This is a genomic window from Halomonas sp. JS92-SW72, from assembly GCF_003547075.1.
Taxonomy (GTDB): domain Bacteria; phylum Pseudomonadota; class Gammaproteobacteria; order Pseudomonadales; family Halomonadaceae; genus Halomonas; species Halomonas alkalicola.
On sequence record NZ_CP032147.1, the window covers coordinates 2,771,889 to 2,793,924 of the forward strand.

At 69.7% G+C, this 22,036-nt stretch carries 20 protein-coding genes; 6 read left to right on the plus strand and 14 right to left on the minus strand.

Annotated elements, in window-relative coordinates:
• Nucleotides 1-161: 161 nt before the first annotated feature.
• Entirely contained in the window at nt 162-662 is a 501-nt protein-coding gene (locus D1793_RS12960; RefSeq protein ID WP_119022553.1) for a porin family protein, read from the minus strand.
• A 128-nt stretch (nt 663-790) separates the two neighbouring features.
• The gene (locus D1793_RS12965) at nt 791-1,723 is read right to left on the minus strand and encodes a DMT family transporter (RefSeq protein WP_119022554.1); all 933 of its coding nucleotides are present in this window, start codon (nt 1,721-1,723) and stop codon (nt 791-793) included.
• Nucleotides 1,724-1,864: 141 nt separating this feature from the next.
• On the opposite strand from D1793_RS12965, the gene D1793_RS12970 reads away from it, so the two are divergent.
• Nucleotides 1,865-3,049, plus strand: coding sequence for an acetate kinase (locus D1793_RS12970; RefSeq protein ID WP_119022555.1), 1,185 nt, complete (start codon nt 1,865-1,867; stop codon nt 3,047-3,049).
• Nucleotides 3,046-5,220 carry a phosphate acetyltransferase gene (gene pta / locus D1793_RS12975; protein ID WP_119022556.1) on the plus strand — a complete coding sequence of 725 codons (2,175 nt, stop codon included), beginning with the start codon at nt 3,046-3,048 and terminating at the stop codon, nt 5,218-5,220. Before D1793_RS12970 ends, pta begins: the two co-directional genes overlap by 4 nt.
• Before the next feature lie 71 nt (nt 5,221-5,291).
• On the opposite strand, the gene D1793_RS12980 is transcribed toward pta, so the two are convergent.
• From D1793_RS12980 to D1793_RS12995, 4 genes are all read right to left on the minus strand, one after another.
• Nucleotides 5,292-6,122: an ABC transporter permease gene (locus D1793_RS12980; RefSeq protein ID WP_119022557.1), complete on the minus strand. Its 831-nt coding sequence runs from the start codon at nt 6,120-6,122 to the stop codon at nt 5,292-5,294.
• Nucleotides 6,123-6,140: 18 nt separating this feature from the next.
• Entirely contained in the window at nt 6,141-7,397 is a 1,257-nt protein-coding gene (locus D1793_RS12985) for an ABC transporter permease (RefSeq protein ID WP_119022558.1), read from the minus strand.
• Nucleotides 7,398-7,486: 89 nt separating this feature from the next.
• A complete protein-coding gene (locus D1793_RS12990) occupies nt 7,487-8,554 on the minus strand; it encodes an ABC transporter substrate-binding protein (RefSeq protein WP_205527547.1) in 1,068 nt (355 codons plus the stop codon).
• A 119-nt stretch (nt 8,555-8,673) separates the two neighbouring features.
• Nucleotides 8,674-9,810, minus strand: a complete 1,137-nt coding sequence (locus D1793_RS12995) for an ABC transporter ATP-binding protein (RefSeq protein WP_119022559.1) — start codon at nt 9,808-9,810, stop codon at nt 8,674-8,676.
• A gap of 233 nt (nt 9,811-10,043) precedes the next feature.
• On the opposite strand from D1793_RS12995, the gene D1793_RS13000 reads away from it, so the two are divergent.
• On the plus strand, nt 10,044-11,198 hold the full coding sequence (locus tag D1793_RS13000; protein WP_119022560.1) for an aminotransferase class V-fold PLP-dependent enzyme: 1,155 nt from the start codon (nt 10,044-10,046) through the stop codon (nt 11,196-11,198).
• A 176-nt stretch (nt 11,199-11,374) separates the two neighbouring features.
• On the opposite strand, the gene D1793_RS13005 is transcribed toward D1793_RS13000, so the two are convergent.
• The 3 genes from D1793_RS13005 to D1793_RS13015 form a co-directional block, all read right to left on the minus strand.
• Nucleotides 11,375-12,058, minus strand: a complete 684-nt coding sequence (locus D1793_RS13005) for a CBS domain-containing protein (protein ID WP_110068328.1) — start codon at nt 12,056-12,058, stop codon at nt 11,375-11,377.
• Nucleotides 12,059-12,170: 112 nt separating this feature from the next.
• Nucleotides 12,171-13,694 (minus strand): hypothetical protein, encoded by a 1,524-nt coding sequence (locus D1793_RS13010; RefSeq protein WP_119022561.1) that lies wholly within the window; start codon nt 13,692-13,694, stop codon nt 12,171-12,173.
• Nucleotides 13,691-16,033 (minus strand): mechanosensitive ion channel domain-containing protein, encoded by a 2,343-nt coding sequence (locus tag D1793_RS13015; RefSeq protein WP_119022562.1) that lies wholly within the window; start codon nt 16,031-16,033, stop codon nt 13,691-13,693. The genes D1793_RS13010 and D1793_RS13015 overlap by 4 nt, the downstream gene beginning before the upstream one ends.
• Before the next feature lie 84 nt (nt 16,034-16,117).
• Here D1793_RS13015 and D1793_RS13020 point away from each other — a divergent pair, with 84 nt between their 5' ends.
• Both D1793_RS13020 and D1793_RS13025 read left to right on the plus strand, forming a co-directional pair.
• Nucleotides 16,118-17,125, plus strand: coding sequence for an amidoligase family protein (locus D1793_RS13020; protein ID WP_119022563.1), 1,008 nt, complete (start codon nt 16,118-16,120; stop codon nt 17,123-17,125).
• Nucleotides 17,122-17,814, plus strand: coding sequence for a gamma-glutamyl-gamma-aminobutyrate hydrolase family protein (locus tag D1793_RS13025; protein WP_119023684.1), 693 nt, complete (start codon nt 17,122-17,124; stop codon nt 17,812-17,814). Before D1793_RS13020 ends, D1793_RS13025 begins: the two co-directional genes overlap by 4 nt.
• Before the next feature lie 52 nt (nt 17,815-17,866).
• Here D1793_RS13025 and D1793_RS13030 read toward each other — a convergent pair whose 3' ends face one another.
• The 3 genes from D1793_RS13030 to D1793_RS13040 all read right to left on the minus strand — a co-directional run bounded on the left by D1793_RS13030 (nt 17,867) and on the right by D1793_RS13040 (nt 19,527).
• On the minus strand, nt 17,867-18,301 hold the full coding sequence (locus D1793_RS13030; protein WP_119022564.1) for an OsmC family protein: 435 nt from the start codon (nt 18,299-18,301) through the stop codon (nt 17,867-17,869).
• A gap of 62 nt (nt 18,302-18,363) precedes the next feature.
• Entirely contained in the window at nt 18,364-18,864 is a 501-nt protein-coding gene (gene tpx, locus D1793_RS13035; RefSeq protein ID WP_119022565.1) for a thiol peroxidase, read from the minus strand.
• 87 nt (nt 18,865-18,951) lie between these two features.
• On the minus strand, nt 18,952-19,527 hold the full coding sequence (locus tag D1793_RS13040; RefSeq protein ID WP_119022566.1) for a DUF1415 domain-containing protein: 576 nt from the start codon (nt 19,525-19,527) through the stop codon (nt 18,952-18,954).
• 85 nt (nt 19,528-19,612) lie between these two features.
• Between D1793_RS13040 and D1793_RS13045 the strand changes: the two genes are divergently transcribed.
• On the plus strand, nt 19,613-20,509 hold the full coding sequence (locus D1793_RS13045) for an aldo/keto reductase (RefSeq protein WP_119022567.1): 897 nt from the start codon (nt 19,613-19,615) through the stop codon (nt 20,507-20,509).
• A 3-nt stretch (nt 20,510-20,512) separates the two neighbouring features.
• On the opposite strand, the gene nfi is transcribed toward D1793_RS13045, so the two are convergent.
• On the minus strand, nt 20,513-21,199 hold the full coding sequence (gene nfi / locus D1793_RS13050) for a deoxyribonuclease V (protein ID WP_119023685.1): 687 nt from the start codon (nt 21,197-21,199) through the stop codon (nt 20,513-20,515).
• A 25-nt stretch (nt 21,200-21,224) separates the two neighbouring features.
• Entirely contained in the window at nt 21,225-22,013 is a 789-nt protein-coding gene (blaOXA, locus tag D1793_RS13055; protein WP_240407842.1) for a class D beta-lactamase, read from the minus strand.
• Nucleotides 22,014-22,036 lie beyond the last annotated feature (23 nt).

Consider the following 22,036-nt stretch of genomic DNA (forward strand, 5'->3'; position numbering starts at 1 on the left):
GTCACTCAGCTCCATGCACAGGACATGCCAGGCTGCAATACGGCGGGTGGTGGCGCGACGGCGGAGACCCATGCGCACCATCTCGGCGCATCATGACGCACCAAAAAAGAGCGCCCCGAGGCGAAAAGCCTCGGGGCGCCGGGAACCGCCGTCGTCGCGGATCAGAAGCGGTAGCGAAGACCCACGCTTGCCGCATCGAAGTTGTAGCGGGACTTGTCCAGGTAGCGCATGTAGTCCGCGCCCACCGACAGGTTGGGGGCCACGTCGAATTCGGCGCCGGCCCCGTAGGAGAAGCCGCTCTCGCGGTCGATGTTGAAATCCACCTCGGTGAAGCCGGCCAGGCCGTAGAGGCGGAACTCCGGCGCCACCGGCAGGATGCCCTTGGCGTAGGCGCCGATCAGGTAGTCCAGCTCGGCCCCGCCATCGGAGCCGCCGCCGCCCAGGTGGCCCTCCACGGCGAAGTAGTCATTGACCTGGGCGCCGCCGCGCAGGCGCAGGCCGACGCTGTCGCGATCGGGGGCGCGGTCGCGGTCGAGCTCCCAGAACATGGCGTCGCCGCCGATATAGGCCTGGGGATAGAAGGTCTGCTGGGCCTGGGCGGTGGTGGCCGCGCCGGCGGCCAGGATGGCCGCGGTTGCGGCAACAAGCGTGATGCGTTTCATGGCGCTCTCCTCGTTAATGAACACCGTTCTATAACATCTGTAGTGTGGTCCCGGGAACGCCACTCTTCAAGGTGGGAATGTGCAAAAGTGCGCCAAGCGACGTCGCCCGGCGGCGACGCCGCCTGGTCTCACGCCCGCTTCGACAGGCCCAGGAACAGGATCCCCGCCAGCACGATGCCGCCGCCCACCAGCTGCACCGGGGTGAGCGCCTGTCCCAGCACCAGGTAGCCCAGCACCAGGGCCGCCACCGGCTCCACGTTCATGGCCGGGGCGTTGCGCGCCATGTCGAGCCTGGGCACCGTGATGAAGAGCACCGAGAAGGCCAGCGCATAGCAGAGCGTCAGCAGTGCAAGCCCCGTCCAGCCGGGCAGCGACTGGGGCGGCGCCATGCCGCCTGGCACGAGCCCGAGGCCCCCCGCGATGACCATGGCCACCAGCACGGTGAGCATGGTCAGCAGGCTGCGCAGGGTGCTGCCGACGCCGGCCAGGCGGTGCTCGGTGATCCACAGGGCGCAGGAGAAGGCGGTGGCGGCGGCCAGGCCGAAGGCCACCCCCGCGAACCAGTCCGGTCCCATGGCCCCGGGGTCGGCGAGCCAGGTCGGCACGTCCAGTACCACCACCAGGCCGACGAGGATCACGCCCATGACCAGCGCCGCCCGCGCCGTCGGCCGCGGCCCCCCCAGCGCCCAGGAGAGCAGCGCCAGTTGGATCGGCAGGGTATTCATCAGCAGTAGCGCCACCACCACCGGAATGCGCGCCACCGCCGAATAGAGGCAGAGGCTCTGCACCGCCACCAGCAGGCCCACCGCCAGCTGCCAGCGGCCGGAGCCTTCGGGCAGTCGCCACGACTTGCGCTGGAACACCACCAGCGCCGCCAGTGCCAGGGCAGCCACGCCGGAGCGCAGCACGATGGCCAGCAGCAGGCCGGCACCGGCATCGAAGGCGACCCGGGCGGCCACGTGGTTGGCGGCAAACAGGGTGGCGAGGCCGCACATCAGGGCCAGGGCGAGGGGCCGCGGGAAAGGAGCGGGGGCCACCGAAGCGCCAGAGGGGGTCGACATGTCACGGCTTCCATGCAGAGTGTAGGGGACAAGGGCAGCACATCATGATGGGCGTCAAGCCGAGAGGCGACCACCGGCGGCGGCCTCATGTTAGACTAAAGTCCAAACCTTCTCTCACCCTCCATCCCACAAGAGGCGTCGATGAACGAGCCGGTGCTGGTGATCAACTGCGGGTCCTCCTCCATCAAGTATGCGCTGGTGCCGGCGGCGGCCGACCAGCCGCGCCTGACCGGCCTGGCCGAGCGGCTGGGCAGCGGCGATGCCCGCCTCAAGGGCGTCGACAGCCGCGGCGAGGCCTTCACCCGCGACCTGGGTGACGCCGGCCACGTCGAGGCCCTCGCGGCGATCCTCGAGGGACTGGAGGGGCGCCGGCCCGGCGCCGTGGGGCACCGCATCGTCCACGGCGGTGAGCAGTTCACCCGCGCCGCGCTGATCGACGATGACGTCGTGGCCGCCATCGAGGCCACCAGCGCGCTCGCGCCGCTGCACAACCCGGCCAACCTCCAGGGGGTCGCCGCCACCCGCGCGCTCTTTGCCGAACTGCCCCAGGTGGCGGTCTTCGATACCGCCTTCCACCAGAGCCTGCCGCCCCGCGCCTACCGCTATGCCCTGCCCGAGGCGCTCTATCGCGAGCACGGCATCCGCCGCTACGGCTTCCACGGCACCAGCCATGCCTATGTCAGCGCCCGGGCCGACGCCCTCGCCGGCATCGAAGGCGGCTGGCTGACCGCCCACCTGGGCAACGGCTGCTCCACCGCCGCGGTGTGGCAGGGGCAGAGCCTCGACACCAGCATGGGCCTCACCCCGCTGGAGGGGCTCGTCATGGGCACCCGCAGCGGCGACGTCGACCCCGGGCTGCACGCCCACCTGGCCCGCCAGTTGGGCTGGGGCCTCGAGGAGATCGACCGCGTGCTCAACCGCGAGAGCGGCTTGCTCGGCCTCTCCGGGCACTCCAACGACATGCGCGAGCTGGAGGCCGCCGCCGAGGCGGGTCACGCCGGCGCGGCACTGGCCGTGGAGGTGTTCTGCTACCGCATCGCCAAGTCCCTGGCCGCCCTCTCCTGCGCCCTGCCCCGCCTGGACGGCATCGTCTTCACCGGCGGCATCGGCGAGAATTCGCCACGGGTGCGCGAGCAGGTGGTGGCGCTGCTGCCCCACTTCGGCCTCGCCCTGGACCCCGAGACCAACCGTGAGACGATTCGCGGCCGCGAGGGCCGCATCGACGCGCCGGCCCCGAACCGCCCCGCCCTGTGGGTGATCCCCACCGACGAGGAGGGCCGCATCGCCGACGAGACCCGCCAACTGCTGGGAGAGACCGCCCGATGACGCCCCGCCCCGCCCGCCCCGCTCCCCAGGCCATCCTGCTGGTGCCCACCGGCGAGGGCGCCGGCCTCACCTCGGCCTGCCTGGGCCTGATCCAGGCGCTGGACACCATCGGCCTCAAGGCCGGCTTCCTCAAGCCGCTGCGCCAGGACGAGCTCAATGGCCCGGGGCCGGACCGCTCCTGCGCCCTGGTCAACAGTACCCTGGGGCTGCGCCCGCCGGCGCCGATCCCCCAGGCCGAGATGGAGCGCCTGCTGCGCCAGGACCGCCTCGACGTGCTGATGGAGCAGGTGGTGGAGCTCCAGGAGGCCGCCCTCGAGGCCTTCCCCGACGGCGCCCCGGAGCTGCTGGTGATGGAGGGGCTGGTGCCGACGCGCCACGCCAGCTACGCCGCCCAGGTCAATGCCCAGTTGGCCCACGCGCTGAACGCCCGGATCATCTTGGTGGGCAGCGGCGACCTGGCCGATCCCCAGGCGCTGGCCGAGCAGCTCGACATGCACGCCCGCGCCTTCGGCGGGGTCGGCTCGGCCCGCACCCTGGGCTGCATCCTGATGCGAATGCACAACATGCCCGGGGGCGAGGACGCCAGTGGACTGGCCCCCGGAACCGCCGCGCCGGCCCTGGAGGAGGCCCTGCTCGCCGAGCTGCGCCGCCACTCCCCCGCGCTCGCCACCGAGCGCTTCCACCTGATCGGCATGGTGCCCTACGCCCCAGCGCTCTCCGCCCCGCGGGTGCTGGACGTGGCCCGCGCCCTGGGGGCCCGCTTCCTCAACGAGGGGGAGCCCGAACGGCGGGTGCTCTCCACCAGCCTCTGCGCGCGCAGCGCCTCCAATGCCCTGCACATCTTCAAGCCCGGCGGGCTGGTGGTGGCCTCCGGGGACCGCGACGACGTGGTGCTGGCCTCGGCCCTGGCCACCATGAACGGCGTGCCCCTGGCCGGGGTGCTGCTCACCAACGGCTTCATCCCCGGCGACAACATGATCGAGATGTGCCGCCCGGCGCTGAAGACCGGCCTGCCGGTGATCAGCGTCGACACCGACAGCTTCACCACCGCCAAGAACCTCGGCCAGATGGGTAACGACATCCCCATCGACGACTTCGAGCGCGCCGAGAGGGTGGCCAACTTCGTGGCCGCCCATATCGACCTGCAGTGGCTCAAGGACCACCTGAGCCGCGGCTATACCCGCCGTCTCTCCCCTTCCGCCTTCCGCCACCAGCTGGTCAAGCTGGCCCAGCAGGCGGACCGGCGTATCATCCTGCCCGAGGGCAGCGAGCCGCGCACCGTGGAGGCCGCCGCCATCTGCCAGCGTCGCGGCATCGCCCGCTGCGTGCTGCTGGGCAAACGCGAGGAGATCATGGAGGTGGCCCGCCAGCGCGGCATCGAGCTGCCCGAGGGGCTCGAGATCATCGACCCGGACAGCATCCGGGCGCGCTATGTGGCGCCCATGGTGGAGAGGCGCACCGGCAAGGTGAACGAGCTGACCGCCGAGGCCCAGCTCCAGGACAACGTGGTGCTCGGCACCATGATGCTGGCCCTCGACGAGGTGGATGGCCTGGTCTCCGGTGCCATCCACACGACCGCCAACACCGTGCGTCCGGCCTTCCAGCTGATCAAGACCGCCCCGGGCTATGAGCAGGTCTCGTCGATCTTCTTCATGCTGCTGCCCGAGCAGGTGGTGGTCTACGGCGACTGCGCGGTGAACCCCGACCCGGACGCCGAGACCCTGGCCGAGATCGCCTTGCAGAGCGCCCGCTCCGCCCAGGCCTTCGGCATCGAGCCGCGGGTGGCGATGATCAGCTACTCCACCGGGGAGTCCGGCTCCGGCGCCGACGTGGAGAAGGTGCGTCAGGCCACCCGCCTGGCCCGGGAGCGGGCCCCCGAGCTTCTGATCGACGGCCCCCTGCAGTACGACGCCGCCGCCATCGAGAGCGTCGGCCGCCAGAAGGCGCCGGACTCCCCGGTGGCCGGGCGCGCCACGGTGTTCGTCTTCCCCGACCTCAACACCGGCAATACCACCTACAAGGCGGTGCAGCGCAGCGCCCGGGTGGTCAGCGTGGGGCCCATGCTGCAGGGCCTCAACAAGCCGGTGAACGACCTCTCCCGCGGGGCGCTGGTCGATGACATCGTCTACACCATCGCACTGACCGCCATCCAGGCCGCCCAGCGCGGCTGAGGGGCACTCCCCTGACACACCAGCGCCTCTCCCAGTTCACTGGGCGGGGCGCTGCGCATGGAGGAAGTGGCCTACTCCACATTGCCCTTGAGCCGCTCGCTGCGCCGGCGCAGCAGCTCCATGGTCACCAGCAGCAGGGTCGAGAGCAGGATCAGGATGGTGGCCATGGCGGCGATGGCCGGGCTGATGTTCTCGCGGATCCCGGAGAACATCTGGATCGGCAGGGTGCGCTCCGAGGGGCTCGCGATGAAGAGCGCCACCACCACCTCGTCGAAGGAGGTGGCGAAGGCGAAGAGCCCGCCGGAGACCACCCCCGGCACGATCTGCGGCAGCACCACCGTGAAGAAGACCCGCAGCGGACTCGCCCCCAGGCTCGCCCCGGCGCGCACCTGGTTGAAGTCGAACCCCTGCAGGGTGGCGTTGACGGTGATCACCACGAAGGGCACCCCCAGCACGGTGTGGGCCAGCACCAGCCCCGTGTAGGAGTTGAGCAGCCCCACCTGGGCGAAGAAGAAGTACATCCCCACCGCCACGATCACCAGCGGCACCACCATGGGCGAGATCAGCAGCGCCAGGATCAGCCCCTTGCCGGGGAAGTCGGCGCGGTTGAGCCCCACCGCCGCCAGGGTGCCGAAGATCATCGCCAGCAGGGTCGCCAGCGGCGCCACGATCAGGCTGTTCCTGAGCGCCGCCAGCCAGGGGCCCGAGGTATCGAAGATGGTGGCGTACCAGCGCAGCGAGAAGCCCGGCAGCGGGTAGGTGAGAAAGGAGCCGCTGCTGAACGAGAGCGGGATGATCACCAGCACCGGGGCGATCAGGAACAGCAGCACCAGGCCGCAGAAGACCCGGAAGACCCAGAACCAGAGCTTCTCCACCGGCGAGGCATAGGGAGGCAGCGCCATGTCGTTCTCCTTGCGGGCTCAGTGCCGGATCAGCTGCCGGCGGTTCACCAGGCGGTGGTAGACGAGGTAGAGCAGCAGCGTCACCAGCAGCAGGATGCTGCCCAGCGCCGCGGCCATGCCCCAGTTGTTGGTGGTGTTGGTGTAGTAGGCCACGTAGTAGCTGACCATCTGGTCGCCGGGCCCGCCCACCAGCGCCGGGGTGATGTAGTAGCCCAGCGCCATGATGAAGACCAGGATGGTGCCGGCCGCCACCCCGGAGACCGTCTGGGGCACGTAGACCTGCCAGAAGGCGGCGAAGGGGTGGGCGCCCAGCGACACCGCGGCGCGCTGGTAGCTCGGCGAGATCCCCTTCATCACGCTGTAGAGCGGCAGCACCATGAAGGGCAGCAGGATGTGCACCATGGCGAAGAAGACCCCGATGCGGTTGAACACCAGCTGCAGGGGCGAATCGGTGATGCCCAACGCCATCAGCGACTGGTTGGCCAGGCCGTTGGACTGCAGCAGGATGATCCAGGCCGCGGTGCGCACCAGCAGCGAGGTCCAGAAGGGCAGCAGCACCAGGATCATCAGCAGGTTGCTGGTCTTCGCCGGCAGGGTCGCCAGCAGGTAGGCCAGCGGAAAGCCCAGCGCCAGGCAGATCAGCGTTACCCCGCCGGCGATCACCAGGGTGCGCTGGAACACCGCCTGGTAGAGCCGGTCGCCCGGGGCCACGCGCTCGATCTCGCCGTCGGCCCCGCGTTGCAGGTCCAGGGAGGCGAGCAGGTAGCGGTCGGTGGTGGCCGGTGCGGCGCGCTGGATGCCGCGCCAGGTGGCGGTCTCGCCCCAGGCGGCGTCGATCTCGATCAGCGTCGCCGTCCAGTCATCGACGTTCTCCCCCGCCGCCGGCAGGCCGCGCAGGGTGCGGGTCAGCAGGCCGCGATAGCCGCTGTCCTCGTAGTTGAGCCGGCGGCTGATGCGCCCGAGCCCGCCGCCCTGGCGGGAGTCGCGCAGCTCGGCGGCAAGGGCCGCCATGGTGGCCTCGTCAGGCAGGTCGAGGCCATCCCACTGCTGTAGCGCCGCCGCGGTCTGCGGCATCACCGAGGCTAGCTCGCTGTTATCCACGCTGCGCCACAGCATGTTGCCGATGGGCACCACGAACACCACCACCAGGAAGAGCGCCAGGGGGGCCACCAGAGCCACCGCCCGCAGCTTGCGCAGCCGCTCGGCGCGCCTGAGCTGGGCGCGCAGGTTACCCGCCGGCCGGGGCTCCGGCATCGACGCCGCCGTCGTGGACATGGGCCTCTCCCGCTTGCATCAGGGGCCGCCGCGGCCGTGCCGCGGCGGCGGAAAGGGGGCAGCGGCCACAGCCGCTGCCGAGGGGCGGCTCAGCGCGCCGCCCAGGCGTTGAAGCGCTGCTCGAGCTCCTCGCCGTGGTCGACCCAGAAGTCGGTGTCGATGGCCAGGGCACCCTCGAGGTTCTCGTCGTGGGTCGGCATGCGCCGCGCCTGCTCCTCGTCGAGCTGCTCCAGGGCCGCCGGGTTCACCGGGCCGTAGGGGATGCGGCTGGAGTAGGCCGCCTGGGCATCGGCCTGGCTGGCGAAGGCGATGAAGTCATAGGCCTCGTCCAGGTGGTCGCTGCCGGCCACGATGGCCCAGTAGTCGAGGTCGTAGATGCTCTCGTTCCAGACGATCGCCAGGTTGTTGCCCTCCTCCTGGGCAGCGGCGATGCGGCCGTTGTAGGAGGAGGTCATCACCACGTCGCCGGAGACCAGCCACTGGGGCGGCTGGGCGCCCGCCTCCCACCACTGGATGTGCTCCTTGATCTCGTCGAGCTTGGCGAAGGCGCGGTCGACCCCCTCGTCGGTGGCCAGCACCTCGTAGAGCTCGTCGGCGGACACGCCGTCGGCCAGCAGGGCGAACTCCAGAGTGTACTTGGCGCCACGGCGCAGGCCGCGGGTGCCGGGGAACTGCGCCACGTCCCAGAAGTCGGCCCAGGAGGTGGGCGAGCTCTCCAGGGCATCGGCGTTGTAGGCCAGCGCCGTGGACCAGACGAAGACCCCGACGCCGCACTCGTCGATCGCCGAATCGATCAGCTCCCCCTCGAGGCCGAGGCGGTCCCAGTCGATGGGTTCGAAGAGCCCCTCGAAGCAGCCGCGCACGAGCTCGGGCGACTCCACCTCCACCACGTCCCAGCTGACGTTGCCGGTCTCCACCATGGCGCGGATGCGCGACAGCTCGCCGTTGTAGTCCCCCGGCGTCACCGAGACCCCGCTGCTCTCGGCGAAGGGGCCGTAGTAGGCCTGTTGCATCGCATCGCCGGAGGCGCCGCCGAAGGAGATCACCGTCAGCGCCTGGGCGCCGGCAGAGACCGCGAGCCCCGCCGCCATCAGGCCGCCGAGGGCGACGCCGCGAACCAGCGGCCGACGCCGCGAAGGAAGGTGCAGTGGTTTCATGAGACTCTCCCGAACTGTTGTGTGTTGTTGCTGGGTGGAGCGTTGACTCGGTGCAGCGGAACGCCCCGCTGCGGGGTTACCACGCCGGCAGTGGCGCCGGCGCCATGGCGCCTGGGCCCTCAGGGGGCATCCAGGGCGCGCACATCCTCGTCGCGCCAGCCGATCTCGATGAGATCCCCCGGGCGCATGCTGCTCTGGAACTCGGTGACCGGCACCCGCGCCACGAACTGGTCGTTACCGGCCAGCGCCAGGCGAATACGCAGGTGGTCGCCCAGGTAGATGAACTCCTCCACCCGGGCCTGGAAGCGGTTGGGCAGCCCCTGGCTCGCGCCGTTGAGCTTGATGCGCTCCGGGCGGATGGAGAGCTGGGTTGCGGCCCCGTGGGCCAGCCCCGGCAGAGGCACCGCCCCGGTGGCCAGGCCCTCGGCGAAGCTGACCCGGCAGCGGCGGTCGGCCAGCGACTCGATGCGCCCCGGCAGGGTGTTGTTCTCGCCGATGAACTGGGCCACGAAGGCGTTGGCGGGGTGCTCGTAGAGCGCCTGGGGGGTGTCGATCTGCTGGATCACCCCGTCGTTGAAGACCGCCACCCGGTCGGACATGGTCAGCGCCTCGCCCTGGTCGTGGGTGACGAACACCACGGTGAGGCCGAGCTGCTCGTGGAGCTGCTTGATCTCCAGCTGCATATGCTCGCGCAGCTGCTTGTCCAGGGCGCCCAGGGGCTCGTCCATCAGCACCAGGCGCGGCTCGAAGACCAGCGCCCGAGCCAGGGCCACGCGCTGCTGCTGGCCGCCGGAGAGCTGGGTGGGCCGGCGGCGGGCGAAGTCGCGCAGCTGGATCATGTCCAGGATCTCCGAGACCTTGCGGTTGGCCTCGGCGGCGGGCAGGCGGCGGGTCTTCAGCGGGTAGCGGATGTTCTCCTCCACCGTCATGTGGGGGAAGAGCGCATAGTTCTGGAACACCATGCCGAAGTTGCGCTTGTGGGGGGGCACCCGGTTGAGGCGCTGCTCGCCGAGATAGATGTCACCGGCGGTGGGGTTCTCGAAGCCGGCGAGCATCATCAGGCAGGTGGTCTTGCCGGAACCGGAAGGCCCAAGCAGGGTGACGAACTCCCCCTCGTGGATGGTCAGGTTGAGGTCCTTGACCACCAGCGACTCGCCATCGTAGGTCTTCTGCACCGCCTCGAAGCGGATCAGCGGCGAAGGGGCGCCCGGCCCGTCGGTGGCGTGCCCGTCGGATTGCCTGTGGATATCGGACATCATGGCTCCCGGCCTGAATTGAGACGTTCACTGGAAATGTCTACGATTCAAGCTATGCAGGGCCCTCCAGGCCGTCAAGCCAGCCCATGGACGCACCGATAAACGCAGTGACCCTGACCCGCCTCAAGCCCGCCGCGCGGGCCGCTGGCCCCGGGTGGCGAATGGGCATATCCTCAGCCCATGGACTCGCCTTCGCACTCCTGAAGGCTCCCCGCTTCATGACGGAGACTCACATGCCCGGCCTGCTTCCCGACGTCGACCCCGATGGTCTGCTCGAATACTCGGTGGTCTATACCGACCGCGCCCTGAACCACATGTCCTCCCGCTTCCAGGAGGTGATGCGCGATATCTCCAGGCAGCTCAAGCGGGTCTACCACGCCCACAGTGCGGTGATCGTGCCCGGCAGCGGCACCTTCGGCATGGAGGCGGTGGCGCGCCAGTTCGCCAAGGAGCGGCGCTGCCTGGTGATCCGCAACGGCTGGTTCAGCTACCGCTGGAGCCAGATCCTCGAGATGGGCCGCATCCCCGCCGACATCAACGTGCTCAAGGCACGCCGCCTCGACGAGAGCAACCCCGCCTCGCCCTTCGCTCCGGCGCCCGTCGAGGAGGTGATCGAGGCGATCCGCGACCAGCAGCCGGACATCGTCTTCATGCCCCACGTGGAGACCGCCGCGGGGATCATCCTGCCGGACGACTATATCCGCCAGGTGGCCGATGCCATCCACCAGGAGGGTGGCCTGCTGGTGCTCGACTGCATCGCATCCGGCGCCATCTGGGTCGACATGCAGGACCTCGGCGTCGATGTACTGGTCAGCGCGCCCCAGAAGGGCTGGAGCGCCTCGCCCTGCTGCGCCATGGTGATGCTCTCGCGCCAGGCCCGCGAGGTCATCGACGACACCACCAGCTCGAGCTTCGCCTGCGACCTCAAGAAGTGGCTCACCATCATGGAGACCTACGAGGGCGGCGGCCATGCCTACCACGCCACCCTGCCCACCGACGGGCTGGTGACCCTTCGCGACGTGATGGTGGAGATCGAGGCCTATGGCCTGGAGAAGGTGCGCGACGAGCAGCAGGCGCTGGGCGACGGCGTCCGCGAGCTGCTGGCCGAGTTCGGCTACCGTAGCGTGGCGGCCCCCGGCTTCGAGGCCCCCGGCGTGGTGGTCAGCTACACCGATGACGCCGGCCTGGTCGGCAAGTTTGCCGAGGCGGGCCTGCAGGTGGCCGGCGGCGTGCCGCTGATGTGCGACGAGGGCGAGGGCTTCCTGACCTTCCGCATCGGCCTGTTCGGCCTGGAGAAGCTCCACGACCGCGAGCGCAGCCTGGCCCACCTGCGCGGCGCCCTCGAGACGATCGCCCGGGCGCAACCGGTACCCCCCGGCGAGGCCTGATAGGGCCACCGCCTTTAACGGCTCAACCTTCAACGCCAAAGCCTGCAACGACAAGGCTCACCATAAGAAGAGGGGCGGCCATCTGGCCGCCCCTCTCGTGTTTGCGTAGTTCGTGTTTGCGTAGTTCGTGCTTGTTTAGCTCGTGCTTGCGTAGCGCGCCGAAGCGGCGCCGAGCCTCAGAGGCTGCCGACGCCGCGCGGCACGAAGCCGAGGTTGTTGTCGACCTCCTTGACGCCCGCGGTATTCTCGGCGGCCACCTGCACGGCCATCTTCTCCTGCTGGTTCTCGACCAGGCCCCACAGCTGCACCTTGCCGTCGGAGACCATGACGTTGATCCGGTCGACCAGCACGCCGGTGTTGGCGTCGACCTCCTTGAGGATGGCCTCGCGGATCTCGCGGTCATCCGCGGTCACGCTGGCCTCGGTGGCCACCACGGAGAAGCCGCGCAGCAGGTTGGAGCGGCTGACGATGCCCACCAGCTTGCCCTCCTGAACCACCGGCACCCGCTTGATGTGATGCTTCTCGAGCAGCCGCGAGATCTTGTGCAGCGGCATGTCGCCTGCGATGGTGATCGGGTCCTTGGTCATGATCTCGTGGGCACGGCGACCGTGGGACTTCACGTAGTCGGCGGCATCGTGGCCAGCGAACAGCTTCAGCCACCAGGACTTGCGGCGCGCGGTGTCGTTCTCCACCCGGCGCATCAGGTCACCCTCGCTGACGATGCCGAGCACCTTGCCACCATCATCCACGACGGGGACCGCGCTGATGCCGTGCTCCAGCAGCAGGCTGGCGATCTCGCGCACCTCGCTGTCCGGCGACACGGTGACGACGTTCTGGGTCATGACATCTGCAGCTTGCATCGGGAGTTCTCCACGGATTTATGGGAATACACCCTGAAGATAGCAACTTGCCGGCGGCGACGCATTGACCGGAGCCGGGTTTGCTGGACGCCGTTTCAACCCTGTCCCCGGTTCATTCTGCCTGGCCCGCCCCCTCGGCATGGACCCGCTCCACGTCGACGATCCGCGAACGGCTCATCACCACCTTCCAGCGTTGCAGGGTCGGCGGCCGGTCACCCTGCACCTCGCGAATCACCAGGTTGATCAGGTGACGTTTCTCCACCTCCTCGCGCACCACCTGCCCCTCCTCCAGCCGGTAGACCCGGTGGCTGCCCTTGTCCATCAGCCGCGCCAGCGGCGAAAGGTCCAGGGTCAGGGTCTCGCGGGTGTGCTCGTAGCCGCTGAGGAAGCGCGTCGGCGACATCCGCGAGCGTGAGCGATAGTGCAGCACCACCTCCTCGCGCTGGGCCACGTTGCGCTTGCGCACCCGCTGGATCTCCTCATCCAGCTTGAGGAAGCGCTGATAGTCGAACCACTCGAGCTGGTGGCCCACCGTCACGTTGCGGGTGGGGTCCAGGTACTGGCGTCGCCACTTGGGCCGCCCACGGCGCAGGAGGCGCCACAGGGTGTTGCGCAGGTCGTCCTTGAACACCTCGCGCAGGGCATAGAGCACCGCCATGGCCAGCACGAAAAGCGCGGTGATATCGGACAGGGCGTCACGCACCCGCAAGAGCCCCAGCGAGACGAACACCATCACCACCGCGGTGGCCAGTGCCTTGACCGCCTTCTGCTCGCCCCCGCCGAGCTCCTGGGTCTTCTGCTTGAGGGTCACCGGGTACTCGATCAGGCGGCGCAGCAGCCGCATCTTGTTGGACATGCGGGTCGGGTCCCGGGTGACCCGCTCGGAGTTGTACTGCTGCGTCTCTCGATGGGCGCCCTCCTCCCGGCAGATGGCCAGGAGCCGCTTGCGAATCTCGCGAAAGCGCGCGCCCCTGGGCAGGTTGGCCACCAGCGCCAGCAGGCGCTGCTCGGTGAACCAGGAGAGGTAGTTGTCGATGGTGACGTAGTAGCGGCTGAGGCTCTCCTCGGCGGGCTCCTGGCGACGCAGCCGCTTGAGAATCCCGGTGGCAAGCTCCGTATGCTCCTCCAGCCGCGCCTCCAGGGAGACCTCCTCCGTCTCTCCCTCGCGCTCCTTCGCCTGGCCACCGGCGGGCCTGTGCCTCTCGTTGGCAGCCGGAGCGCTCTCCTTGCCGGTCGCCCCTGTCGTCTTGCCGGCTGCGCCCTTCTCCTTGCCGGCGGCGGCCTTCTCGGCCCGGCGCACCCGACGGGCGGCATCCAGCAGCGGCTGGTTGGAGCCCTCGAGGGCCACCACGTACTGGTAGGCGTAGAGGCTCATCCCCAGGCGGTACTGCGCCGGGTCGAGGCGCCCCCGTTCGGCCAGCCGACTGAGCACCAGCGGCAGGCGGTAGCGGTCGCTGTAGTAGGTGCGCTTGACGTGGATCGCCGCGTGGTAGAAGGCCTCCTCGGCGAGCACCTGGGGGCCGAGCCCCAGCTCCCCGGGCACGAACAGGTAGAGATCCAGCTGGTGGGCGGTCTCCTCCTGCAGCACCCGGGAGATACGCAGGGAGAGCGCATCCGCGCGATCCACGCTGATCATTGGCCGGGATCCGGTGAGGCGCCGCGGGGGTTGGTGTCGCCCTCGGGGTCGGCCACCTGGGCCTCACCGGGCTCGCGCCCAGCGGCGTCGCGAAGGGCGTCGGCGGACTCCGTGGCCCGGGCGATGCCCTCGTCGCTGCCGTCCAGGCGGCCGCCACCGCGCCCCTGCATGCTGATGTTGAGGCGCGGCATGGCCAGGTCGAGGCCCTGCTCCTCCATGCGCTGCTTGAGCAGCAGGTTGAAGGCACGGGCCACGTCCCACTGCATCTCGGGGGCAGTGCGAAAGCGCATGCGCAGCACCGGGCAGCCCTCCTCGAAGGCCTGGATGCCCTGCATCTCCAGCGGCGACCAGATGTAGTGGCGCATCATCGGGTCCTGGCGCAGCGCCTGGGCGGTCTCCTGCATCAGGCTGATGGCATCGTCGATCTTCATCTCGTGGGGGATGCGGATGCGCATCAGGGCGATGCCGAACTGGCGCGACATGTTGTGGATCGAGGCGATGCGGCTGAAGGTGATGATATGCACCACCCCGTCCAGGTCGCGCAGGCGCACGGTGCGCAGGGTCAGCCCCTCCACCGTGCCCATGTGGCCGTTGATCTCGACAAAATCGTCCACCGCCAGCGAGTCCTCGATGAGAATGAAGATGCCGGTGATCAGGTCCTGCACCAGGGTCTGGGCGCCGAAGCCGATGGCCAGGCCGATCACACCGGCACCGGCCAGCAGCGGGGTGACGTTCACCCCGAGGTTGGCCAGGCCGACGATGGCGGCAATGATCACGATGGTGGTGAAGATGACATTGCGGATCATCGGGGTGATGGTCTGGGCCCGGGCCTGGTTGACGCGCCGCCCGCGGGTGCGCGCCGAGCTGGTCAGGGCGCGCTGGATGGCGGTATCGGCGAAGATCCACGCCAGCCAGGCCAGCAGCACGGTGAAGGCCATGGCCAGCAGCGCCTGACCGATGCGCGCACTGGCCACCCCCTGCTGGCCGATGCCGATCAGCGAACCGCCCCACACCTGGGTGGAGAGCTCGACGAAGGCCAGCCAGGTGGCGGCGTGGGCCAGCACGTAGCCGAAGCGCTCCAGGCGCTGGCGGTACTGGCTGATGCGCCGGCGCCGGTGGCGCTTGCTGCGCCGCTCGCCATGGCGACGCAGCAGGCCGGTGACCACCAGCGCCAGCACCAGCAGCGAGGCGGAGATGATCGAACGGGCCAGCGCCGTGCCCACGTCGCCGCCGGTGACGAAGATCGCCACCAGCGAAGCGCCCACCAGCAGCAGCGCCGGCACGTGCCAGAGGCTGCCGATCACGCCCACCACGCTGGCACTGCCGCTGCTCTCGCGGCGCTCGCGCCAGGGGCGATTCCTGATGATGTGCTGGATGGGCCGCTGGAAGCGCAGGATGAAGCGAATGCTGAGCAGCGCGGCCAGCATGTTGGCGAGCACCGAGAGCAGGCCGGCCAATTCGTCGCCGATCAGGTCGGTCAGGCGTCCGGAGTTGAAGGCATCGCCCAGCGCGATCAGCGCGCCGATCACGAACAGCGGCCGCAGCGCGCGCTGCTGCAGGATCTGCACCGCCACGAAGCGATGCCCGCGGGTAAACACCGACACGAAGGTCTCCACCACCACCGAGAGGGTGCGGCCACACAGGGCGATATAGGCCACCACCAGGGCCATGGTGCGACCGGAGCTCTCCGGGATCAGCTGCGCCATGCCCAGCACCAGGAAGAAGGCCAGCGCCCAGGGCAGCATACGGCGCAGGAAGTGCACGGTGAGCAGCCAGGCCCGCGGGTCCCGGGGCAGGTCGAGCGGCCAGCCCCGGCGGCGGGCCAGCAGGCGCCCCAGGGCGATCAGGATCACCAGCAGGCCGACCCAGATGCCCAGCAGCACGGCCCCCTCCACCAGGAAGCGCATCAAGTCGGCATTGCCGGTGCCGGTCACCAGGCCGCTGAGGTCCTCCCAGCCCTGCTCCAGCTGGTCCTGCCACTGGTCGATGGGCGAGTGCCCTGCCTCGGCCTGCTCGCCCAGGTCGCTCAGGGTCTCGGCCAGGGCCCCGAGCAGCCCCTGGCGCGGCGCCAGGGCTGCCTCCTCGGCCGCCTCGCCGTGCACCGCCTGCAGCTCGCGCAGGCCCTCCAGCAGCTGGCCGCGCCGCTCGGCATCCTCCAGGGTGGCGATCACCTGCTCGAGGGATTCCTGGAACGCCTGGGGGTCATGCTCGGCGGTGGCCTCCCCGCCTCCGACCAGCCCCGTCAGGCCCAGCTGCTGGGCCTGGGCGGGCAGCGCCAGCAGGAGCAGCAGCAGCCAGGCCAGGCAGGTGACGAGGGTTCGGCGCAGTGGTAGGAACATCGTTTCTCCGTGTTCGGTCGGCGACGCAGGCCGCTGATATGTTAGGCTCCTCGCGAGCCCATCGGTCACGCACAGGATGCCGCCATGACGCCTCTCCCGCCACCCGAGCCCCGCAATCCAGACGGCGAGACGCGCCGCGTCGGGGTCGAGATCGAGTTCGCCGGTCTGCCGCCCCGCGACACCGCCGAACTGGTGCGCGAGCTGTTCGGCGGCGAACTGACGGTCATCAGCCCCCACCGTCTCAAGGTTCAGGAGACCCGCTGGGGCGATTTCGTCATCGAGCTCGATACCCAGTATGCCCATCCCGACCGCGAGGTGCTCGACGCTCGGCCGAAGGACGACACCGAGTGGGAGCGCCAGCGCCACCAGATGCGCGTCGACTTCCACACCCGCACCCGGGAGCTGATCGGCGACGTGGTCACGGGCCTGGTGCCCACCGAGATCGTCTGCCCGCCGGTGCCCTGGGACGAGCTGGACGAGCTCGATGCCCTCTTCGACGCCCTGCGCCAGCACGGCGCCAAGGGCACCGACGCCAGCCTGCTCTACGGCTTCGGCCTGCACCTCAATCCCGAGGTGGCGAGCCTCTCGGTGGAGAGCCTCCTCGACCACCTGCGTGCCTACCTGCTCACCGCCGAGTGGCTGCGCGAGCAGATCGACGTGGACATCACCCGCGAGGTGCTGCCCCACGCCAACCCCTTCCCCAAGCCCTATGCCCTCAAGGTGCTCGACCCCCGCTATGCGCCGGATCTCGACACCCTGATCGGCGACTATCTCGAGGACAACCCGACCCGCAACCGCGAGCTCGACATGACCCCGCTGTTTGCCCACCTGCGCCCCGGCTACCCCCACCCGCTGTTTCGCAACAAGCTGGTCAAGGCACGCCCCACCTTCCACTACCGGCTGCCCGACGCCCGGCTCTCGGAGCCCGGCTGGGGTTCGGTGACGGAGTGGAACCGCTGGCTCGAGGTGGAGAGGCTGGCCGCCGACAAGGAGCTGCTGGCCAAGCGCAGCGCCGGCTACGTGGCCAAGCACACCCGCTCGCCGCTGGCCCGACTGTGGCTGCGCATGCGCGGCTGGGCGGGCACCTCGTGAGCGATCCCCGCCCCCTGATCGGCATCACCACCTCCGACGACAAGAGCCAGATCGCCTGGCTCTTCGACTGGTTCGCGGTATGGCGCCACGGCGGTCGCCCGCGGCGGCTGTCTCCCTCGCGCCCCCTGCCCGAGCGCCTCGACGGCCTGATCATCGGCGGCGGCGACGACATCCAGGCCCACCTCTACAATGCCGAGGTGCAGCTCGATGTGCGGGTCGACCCCCAGCGCGACGAGCTGGAGCTGGAGCTGCTCGAGCGCTTCATCCCCGAGGGCACCCCGGTGCTCGGCATCTGCCGCGGCGCCCAGCTGATCAACGTCTACCGTGGCGGCACCCTGGACCCGGACATCTACACCACCCACGAGGGGCTCAAGCGCCGGCGCACGGTGCTGCCGCGCAAGACAGTGGATATCGTCGGCGCCAGCAAGCTCCACCGCCTGCTGGGGGTGAGCTGGTGCCGCATCAACAGCTTGCACCATCAGGCGGTGCAGGAGACCGGCGAGGGCATCGAGATCGTCGCCCGCGACCGCGAGGGCCTGGTCCAGGGCATCGAGTCCCGCGACCACGACTTCCTGATCGGCGTGCAGTGGCACCCGGAGTGGCTGATCTTCAACCGTCCCCAGCAGCGCCTGATCCGCGCCCTGGTCAACGCCGCCCGGCGCCAGCAGACGGTCCAGGCGGAGGCCTGAACACGACGGCGGCCACCCGAGGGTGGCCGCCGTCTGCCGTGCCGGGTCGCTCTCACGACTCCAGCGTGGCCTCCAGGGTGATGGTGGCATTGAGCAGCTTGGAGATGGGACAGCCCGCCTTGGCCTTCTCGGCGCACTCCTCGAAGGCGGCCCGGTCAGCTCCCGGGATCTTCACGCGGGTCACCAGATGGATGCTCGGGATATGGAAGCCGCCCGCCGGGTCCTCGGCCAGGGTCACGGTGGCCTGGGTGTCGATGCTCTCGGCCTCCATACCGGCATCGCCCAGGATCAGCGACAGCGCCATGGAGAAGCAGCCGGCTTGGGCGGCGCCGATCAGCTCCTCCGGATTGGAACCCGCCTGGCCCTCGAAGCGCTGGCGGAAGTCGTAGGGGGTCTCCTTCAGCACGCCGCTCTCGGTGGACACCGTGCCCTTGCCGTTCTTGATGCCGCCCTGCCAGCGGGCGGAAGCCGTCTTGGTGATGCTCATGGGTCACTCTCCCTGATGAAAGGCAGTGATGAGGTGAATGGCTACCACAGTGTAGCCGCCTCTCAGGCCAGCGCCTCGAGCGCCGCCTCGTAGTCGGGCTCCTGCTTGATCTCCGGTACCAACTCGGCGTGGATCACCCGGTCGTTCTCGTCGAGCACCACCACCGCCCGGGCGCAGAGGCCGGCCCGATCCCCGCTGCAGAGATCCACCCCCCAGTCGCGATGGAACTCGTGGTGGCGGAAGGTGGAGAGCGTCTCGACGTTATCGAGCCCCTCGGCGCCACAGAAGCGGGTGGCGGCAAACGGCAGGTCGGCGGAAACCACCATCACCACGGTATTGGCCAGGCCGGAAGCCAGCTCGTTGAACCTGCGCGTCGAGGTGGCACAGGTGGGGGTGTCGATGCTGGGAATGATGTTGAGCACCTTGCGCTTGCCGGCATAGTCGGCAAGGGTCACGTCGGCCAGCTCGGTGTTGGTCAGGGTCAGCGGCGGGGCGGCCTGGCCGACCTCGGGAAACTCACCGGCCACGTCGATCGGCACGCCGCCGCGGGTCACCTGTCTCATGGGACGCACTCCTGATATTGGCTGTACAAGCGGGTCAGAGGAGTCTCGAGACTAGCGGCCGCGCGCGCCCCCGGCCATGGCCCGAAATCAACGCTTGCCGTCACGCAGCGCGGCCAGGGCCGAGGCCAAGGCCGCGGTGCCAAGCTCGCGCATCGCCACCATGTTGCGCTCGGGGATCGCCTCGGGGTCCGGATAGTGCGCAAGCGCCCGCTCGAGGCCCGCCTCGCGCAGCAGGTGCAGCATCGGCCAGGGCGAGCGGTTGGTGAAGTTGGCGGCGTCCTCCTCCTCGGCTCCCTCGAAGCAGTAGTCGGGGTGGAAGCTCGCCAGCTGGTAGGTGCCCTCATATCCCTGGTCGGCAAGCAGCGCCTCGGCCACGGCGAGGAAGTCGAGATAGTCGTCGAAGGCCTCGAGCCCCGGGGTCAGCACCAGCAGGGTGGTCTCGATGGCGGGCGTCTCGTCGAGGCGCTCGCACTCGGCCACCAGGGTGAGCAGCGCGCGCTCCCAGTCGCCAGCCTCCACCGCCACGTAACGGATGGTGTCGCGGGCCACCTCGCGCCCGGCGAAGGGGCAGACGTTGCGGGCGACCACGAAGGTCTCGACCCAGGCGCGGGTGGCGGCCAGGGCCTGGGCCTGATTCGGGGTGGGCTCGATGGATGCGGACATGGGGACTCTCGTGGCAGCAGGAAAAGCGGTCTGGGGAAGGCGGTCTGCTATTGTGGCAGAAACCCGACCGCCACGAGGAGCCACGATGTCCGCCATCTCGTCACCCACCGTCACCCTACCCGCCACCGCCCATGAGCCTGCGGTCGAGCTTCCCGCCATCGGCCAGGGCACCTGGCACATGGGCGAGGGGCTCGCCCCGCGCAGCGACGAGGTGCGCGCCCTGCAGCACGGCCTGGAGCGTGGCCTCACCCTGATCGACACCGCCGAGATGTATGCCGACGGCGAGGCCGAGGCGGTGGTGGGCGAGGCGCTGCTGGGCCGGCGCGACGAGGCCTTCCTGGTCTCCAAGGTCTACCCCTGGAACGCCGGGCGGGACTCGGCCATCGCCGCCTGCGAGGCGAGCCTGACACGCCTGGGCACCGACCATCTGGACCTCTACCTGCTGCACTGGCCGGGCAGCGTGCCGCTGGAGGAGACCCTGGAGGCCTTCGAGCGGCTGCGCGAGGCGGGCAAGATCCGCCGCTTCGGCGTCTCCAACTTCGACGTGGACGAGATGGCAGCGCTATGCGCCCTGCCCGGCGGCGAGGCGTGCGCGGTCAACCAGGTGCTCTACCACCTCGGCTCCCGGGGCATCGAACACGCCCTGCTGCCCTGGCAGCGCGCCCGCGCTATTCCCACCATGGCCTACTGCCCGCTGGCCCAGGCCGGCCAGCTGCGCCGGGAGCTGCTCACCCACCCCGAGGTGCTCGAGATCGCCTCGTCGCTCGGCATCACCCCCACCCAGCTGCTGCTGGCCTGGACGATCCGGCCCCGCGGCGAAGGCGCGCCCCGCGACGTGATCGCCATCCCCAAGGCAACCCGCCTCGAGCACGTGGAGCAGAACGCCAGGGCACTCGAGATCTCCCTGACCGAGGAGGCGCTCGCCCGCCTCGACGCCGCCTTCCCCGCGCCGGCCCGCAAGACGCCGCTGGATATCGTGTAGGGGTTACGCTCCTCGTCGGGAGGCCAGGCGATCGGCCAGCCGCGTCGGCTCCGGCAGCTTGGTGCGCCCGAGGCAGAGGATCACCCAGTCGAGCGCCGTGGCAAGCGAGAGGCGATGCCCCGGCGAGACGAAGAGCGGCTTCACGCCCACCCGCGAGCGCAGCACCGCGCCGATCACCTCGTCGTCGGGGCCGTCGGTGAGCGGCGCCCAGTCCCCCCGCTCGGGTCCAGGCTCCCCGTGGCGCCCGCAGAGCCTCGACTTGGCCACGCCGATGGTGGGCAGGTCGAGCCACAGCCCCAGGTGCGAGGCCACCCCGAGCCGGCGCGGATGGGCGATGCCCTGGCCGTCCACCATCACGAGATCGGGCATCACGCTGAGCCGCTCGAAGGCCGCCAGCGCCGCGGGCACCTCGCGAAAGGAGAGCAGCCCGGGGATATAGGGCATCCGCGTGGGCTCACGGTGCACCACCTCTTCGACCACGTCGAATCCGCCCGGCGCCCGCGGCGGCCAGGCCAGCACCACCACCGCCGCCCGGGTGATCGCCCCACCCTGCTCGAAGCCGATATCCACTCCGGCGATTCGCCGCACCTCGCCCAGGCGATCCTCAGGCTCCACCCGCCCGGCCAGGCGACGCTGCAGGGCGATGGCCTCGCGGGGCGAGAGATTCCAGTCGTGGAGGTGGCGATTCAGCATGCTCGACTCCTCAGGATGAGGCTCAGGACGCGGGTGGCAATGCCTCCACGTCGCGCAGAGCGTCGCGAACGATGGCCTCGCGCTTCGGAATATCGGCCATGCGGTTGGGGGTATCGATGTTGAGCGCGAAGAAGACCGGGCCACTGGGCCACTCGACCCAGCCGACCCACCAGCCCAACTCGCCGGACCAGCCGGTCTTGCCGCGCAGGATCCAGTCGGAACCGGCCTCGCTGATCATCAGATCCTTGACCAGACGCTGGTCGGCCTCCTCGAAAGGCAGGGCATGGCGGTAGAGGCGATCGAGAAAGTCGATCTGCCCCTCGGCGGAAATCGCCAGGTGACCGGGCTCGAGCCAGAAATGTTCGAGGTTGTCGCCGACTTCGGCATTACCGTAGCCGATCAGCTCGAGATAGCGGCGCTCGTCCGCCTCGCCGATCTCCCGAGCGAAGTGCTGGTAGAGCCAGACCGTCGAGCGACGCATGGCGGTACGCAGGTCCTGATCGGCATCCCACGCCGGCACGCCGCGCTCCACCCCATCCCAGGCGAAACGCTGGAACTCATCCTTGGCCACACCGGCGTCCAGGGCAAACAGGGTATGCGGCACCTTGAAGGTGGAAGCCGGCACGAAGGCCGTCCGGGCACGCTCGGCGTCGTGCACCCAGGTCTGCACCGTCTCGCCACGCTTATCCACCACCAGCAGGGTACCCTCGGCCTCATGGGTGTCGAAAAGTTCTGCCCAGCCGTCGTGGGTCTGCCAGACGTCGGCCACCGCGGCCAGGGGCGACAGTGCCAGCAGCAAGGCACCTGTCATGAATGATTTTAGGGTCATGGGTT